We start from the raw sequence: 8525 nt of genomic DNA, 5'->3' as shown, positions 1-8525 counted from the left end.
ACAAGGTACTGGTGTAAACCCATTAAGAGGACAAAACAACGTACAAGGTGCTTGTGATATGGGTGCATTACCTTCCGATTACGTAGGATACAGAAAAGTTAAAGACCCAGAAACTACTGCATGGTTTAACGACTACTACAGTGGCGAAGGTTACGAAGTAAACTTACCAACCACTCCTGGTTTAACTTTAGTTGAAATGATGAACGCTGCTCACGCTGGTGACTTAAAAGTATTATACATCCACGGGGAAGACCCAGTTCTCTCTGATGCTGACGTACAACACACCAAAGAAGCACTTGCTAACTTAGACATGTTAATTGTACAAGAATGTTTCTTAACTGATACCGCACAATGTGCTGATGTTGTATTACCTGCAGCAGGTTGGGGTGAACAAGAAGGTACCTTCACCAGTGGTGAAAGAAGAGTACAATGCTTACACAAAGCACAAGAACCACCTGAAGGCGCATGGTTAGATTGGAAAATCATGGAAGAAATCGCTGTTAGAATGGGCGTACCAAGAGCATTATTCCACTACGAATCTGCTGAAGAAATCTTTGATGAAATCAGAGAATGTGCTCCAATCATGGCTGGTATGAACCGTGAAAGATTAGATACTCCAGAAGCACTTCACTGGCCTTGTCCTTCCGAAGATGACCCATGTCAACCATTAATGCACAAAGAAAAATTCGCACACCCTGATGGTTTAGGTGTCTTCCAAGCTTTAGAACACAAAGGACCTGTTGAAACCGTAGATGATGAATACCCATTATTATTAACTACTACTAGGATCTTGTTCCACTATCACGCAGCAATGACTAGAAGATGTGAAACCTTATCCAACGAAGTAAAAACCGGATTCATCGAAATCAACAGTAAAGATGCTGAAGCAAGAGGAATTCTTAACGGTGAAGTAGTAAGAGCTTTCTCAAGAAGAGGAGAAATCGCAATTCCTGCACGTGTAACTGATGACATCAGAGAAGGAATTGTAAACATCCCAATGCACTTTGTAGAATGTGCAGCTAACGTATTAACCAACTCCGATTCTTTCGACCCTAAATCCAAAATGGTTGAATTAAAAGCTTGTGCTATTCAAGTAGAAAAACTCCCTGAAGTAGTTGAAATGAAAGGAGAAGTCTACAAAGAAGGTACTGACACTGAAATTAAAGCTGAAAACATGTCAACTACTACCGTACAAGTAGGAAAATAAATAGGAGTAGATTTAAATGAGCGCAAAAATTAACGATATGTACTACGCATACTCTGCTATTGAAGACATCAAAGAAAAAGGAGAGTACGGTGGTGTAGTAACTACTATCATGAAATACTTATTAGAAGAAGGTATCGTTGACGGTGTTGTAGGTGTAACCGAAGGTCACGATATTTATGATGGTGTTCCAACCCTTGTAACTGATCCTGCTGATGTAATTAAAACTGCAGGTTCCATTCACTGTGGTACTTTAAACATTGCTAAATTTGTATCCAAATACTTAGATGGTGCAAGATACATGAAACTCGCTGTTGCATGTAAACCATGTGATGCAATGACCATCAGAGAATTAATGAAAAAAGGAAAAATCATCGAAGATAACGTCATTATGATTGGTGTTAACTGTGGTGGAACTATGTCACCTGTTCCAACCATGAACATGATTAGAGATGTATACGAATTAGATCCTAAAGATGTTATCAAAGAAGAAATTTCCAAAGGAAAACTCATCATGGAAACTGCTGAAGGCGAAAAAGGTTTCAAAATTGATGAATTAGAAGAACAAGGTATGGGAAGAAGAGAAAACTGTCAAAGATGTAATCTCAAAATACCATCCAACGCTGACTTAGCTTTAGGTAACTGGGGAGTTATCGGTGAATTATCTGGTAAAGCTACATTTGTTGAAGTATTCTCTGACAAAGGTGCTGAAGTATTAGACAAAGTTATTGAAGCTGGTTTAATTGAAACTACTGCTCCTGAAGAAAAAGGTGTTAAAATCAGAGAAAACATTAACAACTTCATGTTAAAAGAATCTCAAGCTAAAAAAGAAGTTGATTACGCAGGCACTACTGGTGATATTATCGACGTATTCTACCAATACGAAGATGAATTCTCCAAATGTATGAAATGTTACGGTTGTCGTGAAGCATGTCCATTATGTTTCTGTGAAGACTGCTGTCTCGAAGCTGAAGGTCCTGAATGGGTACCTGGTGGATACACTCCTGCTGCTCCATTCTTCCACTTAACTCGTTTAGTACACATGGTTGACGCATGTACAAACTGTGGTCAATGTTCCGAAGTATGTCCATGTGAAATTCCTGTAGCTAAAGTATGGAGTACTGTAAACAACAAAGTAAGAGAAATCTACGGATACATCCCTGGTATGGGCAGTGACGACCCACTTCCATTCACTGATCACGTATCCAAAGCTAAATGGTTATAATAAGTTTTCTTATTATACCCTTTTTTCTTTTTTTTTAAAAATTAATTTAACTTTAAATAAAAATAGCTATTTTTTTCAAATAATTAAAAAAGTGATTATTGGTTGAATGGTTCACGATTGTTGATACCATCTATGAAAATTTTTGTTAGCTCTTCTTCGCTTTCGCCGGCTCTAATGTGTGAAATCAATTCTACAAGATTGTCATTTCTAAGAAGGCATGGTTTTATTTTTCCATCAGGAGTTATCCTTAATCTGGAGCAATTTGCACAGAATGTAGAGTTATCTACAGGTCTAACTACCTCGATTTCTCCACCGTCAATGTAATATTTTTTACGCCCCTGCATAAATTTGCGTTCATGAACATCATCAGCTATATCAGCCAGCCTTTCTTCAATCATGTCTAGTTTATAATGATAATCTGCACTGAATTTATCGTCATCACAGTTTTCACTTTCTATCAATTCAATTAACTGAAGCACCATATTATTTTCTTTACAGAATTCGAACATGTCTTTCACTTCATTTTGATTGATATCCTTCATTATGACCATATTTATTTTAACAGGGTATAGGCCAACCTCAACCGCTTTTAAAATACCTGCTTTTGCGGATTCCAGATAATCCTTTCGTGTGATAAATTCATAGGTTTCACGGTTCAATGTATCCAGACTAACATTTATCCGGTTCAATCCAGCATCTTTCAGGCCCTGAGCATATTTTTCAAGAAGTATTCCATTGCTGGTCATGGATATGTCTTTAAAACCGAGGCTATTGATTTTTTCAACAATCTCCACAATGTCTTTTCTAATCAGTGGTTCTCCACCGGATAATCTAATTTTTTGAACGCCAAGCTTTTTTGCGATTTTGCAGATTGTATATAATTCATTTGCAGTCATCTCTTCCCTGGAGGTAACCATTCCGTCGTGGTGGCAATATAGACAGTTTACATTGCACCTATTTGTAATTGTAATTCTTAGTGAAATGATTGGCCTTTCAAATTTATCCTTAACAAATTCGTCTAACATATTCAATCATCCACCTTAATTATCAGTTCTTCAATTTCTTCATCATGCTTTAATGAATTAATGATAGCATAGATTGTTTCTTTTAAAATTCCTTGTGTGAAATTATTGATTTCAACATCATGATTGTTGGTTTTAAGAGAAATATCTGCATCGGTCAATTCTCCATTTTCAATGTTTGAAATATTGACATCAATGCTTTTTACATTATCTTCGGTTTTTATAGAGTTTACCATAGCTTTAATGGAGTTGGAAACTATATTGTTTGTAAATTCATTTATCTCAAGATCTTTCCCGTTAACTAAAATTGTGCATTTAGCATCAATTGGGTTTTGTTCTGTTGGGTCTTGAGGGATAACCAGTTCAATTTTGCCTATCTTTTCAACATCATATTCTTCTAGATTTAGTGTGTTAACGATTCCAATGACATTCTGCTTTAGATAGTCACTTACAAATCTGTTTAGTCCAACCACATGCTCATCTATGGAAAGATAGCTTGAAGTTTCATCTAGGTCATTCACACTCAAGTTTCCGTTGCGAATTTCAGACGCTATTGCCTCACCATTGTTGAATCCGCAATTGTTTGCAAATAATGTATCAACAATATCATGGCCTCTAGTTTCTATTAAATCAGCCAATTCAGTGATGCCGTCTTCATCAATTGTGAATGAATCCACTTCTTTAATCGTATATTCGTCTCTAACTTCAGGGGATGTTATGATTTTCGGGTAGTTGTAACTTTTATAGCCTTCAATGATGACAAAGTCAAAGTCATCAAAATGTTTCAGTAAATATAATATTCTATTAAGGTCATGTTCCTTTCTTGCATTGAAAAAAGTTGTTGATCCCACACCAACGACCAGATTTGCTCCGGCCTGTTTGTGTTTCCAAGTGTCAGTATTTTCTTTGTCCATTTCTATTGAGTGGTGGGAATGTTTGATGGAGGCAACATTGTAACCTCTTTTTGTTAATTCACTAATTACCTTAACAGATAGTGAAGTTTTACCAGTATTTTTCTTTCCAACAATAGATACAATTTTCATTTTATAATCCCCTCATTATATTATATGTTTTTTGTATTAATTAACATTTCTAAAATAAAATGTGTAGTTAGTACACACAATTTTTGGAGAGCATAAATTTTTAGCAAAAACGTCTTTTTCAAACTTTTTATGATAATTTTTCATGGCATTTTTATCGCCTTTTTTCCAAAAATAACCGATATAACTTAATATTACTATCGAAAAATTGCACTAAATTTTGAAAATAAATATTATAAATTATTCGTTTCATGTTTAATCATATATTTGTAATTTAATGCATAAACGAGCTATTTAAATTTATTTTTCACTTTTTTTATAGTGTACTATTAACACGGTAATATATAAAGGTTGTGTCTTAATTCTAGTAGGCAAATATATTTATATAGGTTAACATAATTGTAATCATTACACATTATGGTTCAAATGCCAAAACATATTGCATCTGGTTTGAAATATTTGATTGCAGTCAAATTAAAGGATGCGCGTAAAAGCCACCAAGAACTTTCTGGCGAGTTATGCGTTGATTCTGAAGAACCAGAACAGAGTCGAAAAATTGTGAATATTTGCAGAGAAAGAGATTTCGAAGTAATTATGGGAGATTCTTGTATTGGTTGTGGATTATGTGTAAATGCATGTTCAATGAAGCTATTCAATTAGAATCATTGACCGCACATGCAGACTCCATACAATGTTGCGGGTGTCAGCTTTGTGAAGATGAATGCCCAACTGATTCGATAAAAATTTTGGAGATTGAATATGATTAGAAATTTAAAAGAGGTTAAAGACAACAACTTTGACATTACAAGGGCTGCTGACGAAGTTAGAAACTTGTCTTTCAACGACCAAACCTGTTTAGGTTGTGGGATTTGTGAATCCACATGTCCTGTTGAAGCAATTACCTTGAATGCAATCGCTATTGATGCTCGTCAAAGAGTTTCAAACAATGTCTATTTCAGTGGACATGAAAAGATTGCTCAAAACTTCAAAGATGACTTTGATGTTCAAAGAATAAGCATTGACGAAAGTAAATGTGTATTATGTGGTATGTGCAGTGGATTATGTCCTGTTGATGCGTTAGTATTAACTATTGATGACGTGCCAATCAAAGAAATTGAAGCATATCCTCATTATAATGCTTTCTCAGAAATCGATGATGATGAATGTATTTACTGTAAAAGATGTGAAATCGCATGTCCTCGTGATGCAATTGTCATTGAAAGAATTTTACCAAACCGTGCTGATTTAGTAACTGGTGAAATCGAAGTAAATGAAGAAGATTGTATTTACTGTGGAGTATGTGAAGAATTATGTCCTGCAGAAGCAATTGTTGTAGATAAAGCAACTGGAAAAGAATCTATTGAAATTGATACTGACAAATGTGTATATTGTTTAGTATGTAAAAAATCTTGTCCAACCAATGCAATCAAAGCGCTTTGTAGAGCTTGTTCTTACGGAGAATACGATTTAGATCCTGCAAAAGCAGTTGTAACCGGAAACTCCATCATTGACCAAGATGCATGTGTATACTGCGGATGGTGTGAAGGAGTATGTCCTACTGATGCGGCAAAAGTTAAAAAACCGTTTGAAGGTAGTATTGAAGTAGACGATGATAAATGTCAAGCTTGTGGTGCTTGTGTAGATATTTGTCCATGTAATGCTTTAGCATTCCCTGTATCTCCAGGTCCAGGTTCAAGAATGGAACATGTTATTGCTTATCCTGATTACTGTGTAAAATGTAAAGCATGTGCAAATGCATGTCCTAACGGAGCTATTACCGTAACAAGAACTGAAATTGACCACACTCCTATTAACTCTGTTACTTGGAAAGAAGCTTTAGATGCTATTAAAGACTAGGTGATTGGATGGAACTCAAAGTTAATCAAGATAATTGTTTAGGATGCGGGATTTGTGTAATTGCATGTCCTGTTAATGCAGCTATCAGTCCTGAAAACGCTGGTGGTAGTGGTGCAAAGACTGAAGAAGTTATTATGATGGTAGAAAACGGATTTATCAAACTCTTTAGTCCTGAAAAATGTGAAGAATGTGGAACATGTCAAATGTTCTGCCCAGTAAATGCTATATGGTTAGAATAGGGGGATTACAATATGCATTATGCTAATACTTATTTAGAAAAACCTGTAGTACCTGATGTAAAAATCACTGGTGAAGGAACAACTGATGTTTTAAAATGTATGTTAAACACAGGATCTGACATTTACCAAGGTGCTTGTAAGAAAAGAGGATCCACTTTAAAAGAAGAATATAAAAACGCTTCCGGTACTTGTTACATGGATCCAAGAGATATGGCAAAATTAGGTGTAAACAACTGGGATACCGTACTTGTCAAAACCGATTTCGGTGAAGTAGTAGTAAACTGTGCTGTATCAAGAGATGCACCTCACGAAGGTACTGTATTTATTTGTAAAGGACCATGGGCTAACACTATCGTAAGTCACGATACTTACTGTTGTTCTGACCCTACTTACAAAGGTATTCGTTGTACTGTAGAAAAAACCGATAGGAAAGTTTTACTCATGGCTGATTTAATGAGATGGGTATACAAAAAATACGTTGATGAAGAAGATAACGATGTTGTTGAAAACATGGAATCTTTAGGTGAATTACCTGTTTATCATGGACGTAAATGGGAGGAGTTGATTGATCATGACTTATGAACCACCTGTAACTGATTATGATTACATTGTTGAAAATTGTACCTGTGCATTTTGTGGTTGTAACTGTGACGATTTAGACTACTTAGTTAAAAACGGTCACGTAGTTGCTGTAAGACACGCATGCAGATTAGGAGCAAGTAAAATCATGGAAGATATGGACCAAAGATTAATTGTTCCTATGATTAGGGATGAAAACGGAGAACTCAAAGAAGTAGATTGGGATACCGCTTTAGACAAAGCTGCTGAATACATCGCTAATTCCATCAGACCAGTATTCTACGGTTGGTCCGAAACCTCTACTGAATGTATGAAAGAAGGGGTAGCATTAGGTGAATACATCGGTGCAGTATTAGACAACCAAGCTACTATCTGTCACGGTCCTTCTCTCCAAGCTGTGCAAAACGCAGGTTACCCTATCCAAACCTTAGGGGAAGTTCAAAACAGAGCAGACATGATTGTTTACTCTGGAAGTAACGCAATGAACTCTCACCCAAGACACTTAGCAAGATACGCAGCATTCTGCCGTGGATACTTCAGACAAAGAGGAAGATTCGACAGAACTGTCGTTACTATGGATCCAAAATTCTCAGACACTGCAAAATGTTCAGACAAATGGATTGGATTCGAACAAAATGGGGACTACGGTTTCTACAATGCTATTAGAGCTGTTCTCAGAGGAAAAGAATTATACCAAGACGTAATTTCTGGAATTCCTAAAGAAGACATTTATGAATTAGCAGAAGAAATGAAAAACGCTGAATTCGGTGTTCTCTTCTTCGGTTTAGGTTTAACCCACACATTATCAAAACAAAGAAACATTGATATTGCAATTAAAATGGTACAAGACTTAAACAAATACAGTAAATGGGGTCTTACTCCAATGAGGGGTCACTTTAACGTAAACGGATTCAACATTTTCATGGCATTCGAATGTGGATTCGCTTTCGGTGTTGACTACTGTAGAGGATACCCAAGATATATGATGGGTGAAACCAACACTATCGATTTATTAGTAAGAAAAGAACCGGACTGTTTCATGGTTATTGCAGCTGACCCAGGTGCTCACTTCCCTAATGGTGCAAACCAACACTTAGCTAACATTCCTGTTATTCAAATCGATATTCACTGGGGTCCATCAACCGAACTCGCTGATGTAGTATTGCCAGGTTCATTCATTGCTGTTGAATGTGCTGGTACCAGTTATCGTATGGATGGAGTTCCTATTTACATGAAGAAAGCTATCGACAAACCAGAAACCTGTCGTGATGACGAATGGATTGTCCGTGAATTGAAAGAAAGAGTAATGAAACTCAGAGAAGAGCCAAACGTAGCTCCAAAATATGTGCCAAATCCAAA

Annotated in this window: 7 protein-coding genes and 2 pseudogenes; 7 read left to right on the top strand and 2 right to left on the bottom strand. The window is 36.2% G+C overall.

Annotated features, from left to right (window positions below; all coding sequences use genetic code 11):
• Nucleotides 1-1111 (top strand): annotated as a pseudogene (locus ACJROP_RS09280) (molybdopterin oxidoreductase family protein); the annotation flags it as partial.
• A 112-nt stretch (nt 1112-1223) separates the two neighbouring features.
• Nucleotides 1224-2429, top strand: coding sequence for a Coenzyme F420 hydrogenase/dehydrogenase, beta subunit C-terminal domain (locus ACJROP_RS09275; RefSeq protein WP_406535189.1), 1206 nt, complete (start codon nt 1224-1226; stop codon nt 2427-2429).
• A gap of 95 nt (nt 2430-2524) precedes the next feature.
• Here the strand turns inward: ACJROP_RS09275 and moaA are convergent, their stop codons facing one another.
• Nucleotides 2525-3454, bottom strand: coding sequence for a GTP 3',8-cyclase MoaA (gene moaA / locus ACJROP_RS09270; RefSeq protein ID WP_406535188.1), 930 nt, complete (start codon nt 3452-3454; stop codon nt 2525-2527).
• Between the two features lie 2 nt (nt 3455-3456).
• Complete coding sequence (gene mobB / locus ACJROP_RS09265; protein WP_406535187.1) at nt 3457-4494, bottom strand: molybdopterin-guanine dinucleotide biosynthesis protein B; 1038 nt, start codon at nt 4492-4494, stop codon at nt 3457-3459.
• A gap of 411 nt (nt 4495-4905) precedes the next feature.
• Between mobB and ACJROP_RS09260 the strand changes: the two are divergent.
• From ACJROP_RS09260 to ACJROP_RS09240, 5 genes and pseudogenes are all read left to right on the top strand, one after another.
• Nucleotides 4906-5258: pseudogene (locus ACJROP_RS09260) on the top strand (4Fe-4S dicluster domain-containing protein).
• Nucleotides 5251-6348 carry a tungsten-dependent formylmethanofuran dehydrogenase subunit FwdF gene (fwdF, locus tag ACJROP_RS09255; RefSeq protein WP_406535186.1) on the top strand — a complete coding sequence of 366 codons (1098 nt, stop codon included), beginning with the start codon at nt 5251-5253 and terminating at the stop codon, nt 6346-6348. Before ACJROP_RS09260 ends, fwdF begins: the two are co-directional and overlap by 8 nt.
• 8 nt (nt 6349-6356) lie before the next feature.
• Nucleotides 6357-6587, top strand: a complete 231-nt coding sequence (locus ACJROP_RS09250) for a ferredoxin family protein (protein WP_405270090.1) — start codon at nt 6357-6359, stop codon at nt 6585-6587.
• Between the two features lie 12 nt (nt 6588-6599).
• On the top strand, nt 6600-7169 hold the full coding sequence (locus ACJROP_RS09245) for a molybdopterin dinucleotide binding domain-containing protein (protein ID WP_406535185.1): 570 nt from the start codon (nt 6600-6602) through the stop codon (nt 7167-7169).
• Nucleotides 7159-8525 (top strand): formylmethanofuran dehydrogenase subunit B (locus tag ACJROP_RS09240; RefSeq protein WP_406535184.1); only part of this gene is annotated, 1367 nt, incomplete at its 3' end. The genes ACJROP_RS09245 and ACJROP_RS09240, both read left to right, overlap by 11 nt.

This window comes from Methanobrevibacter sp. (genome assembly GCF_045220775.1).
Classification (GTDB): domain Archaea; phylum Methanobacteriota; class Methanobacteria; order Methanobacteriales; family Methanobacteriaceae; genus Methanocatella.
This window is presented reverse-complemented; position numbering and strand designations above follow the sequence as displayed.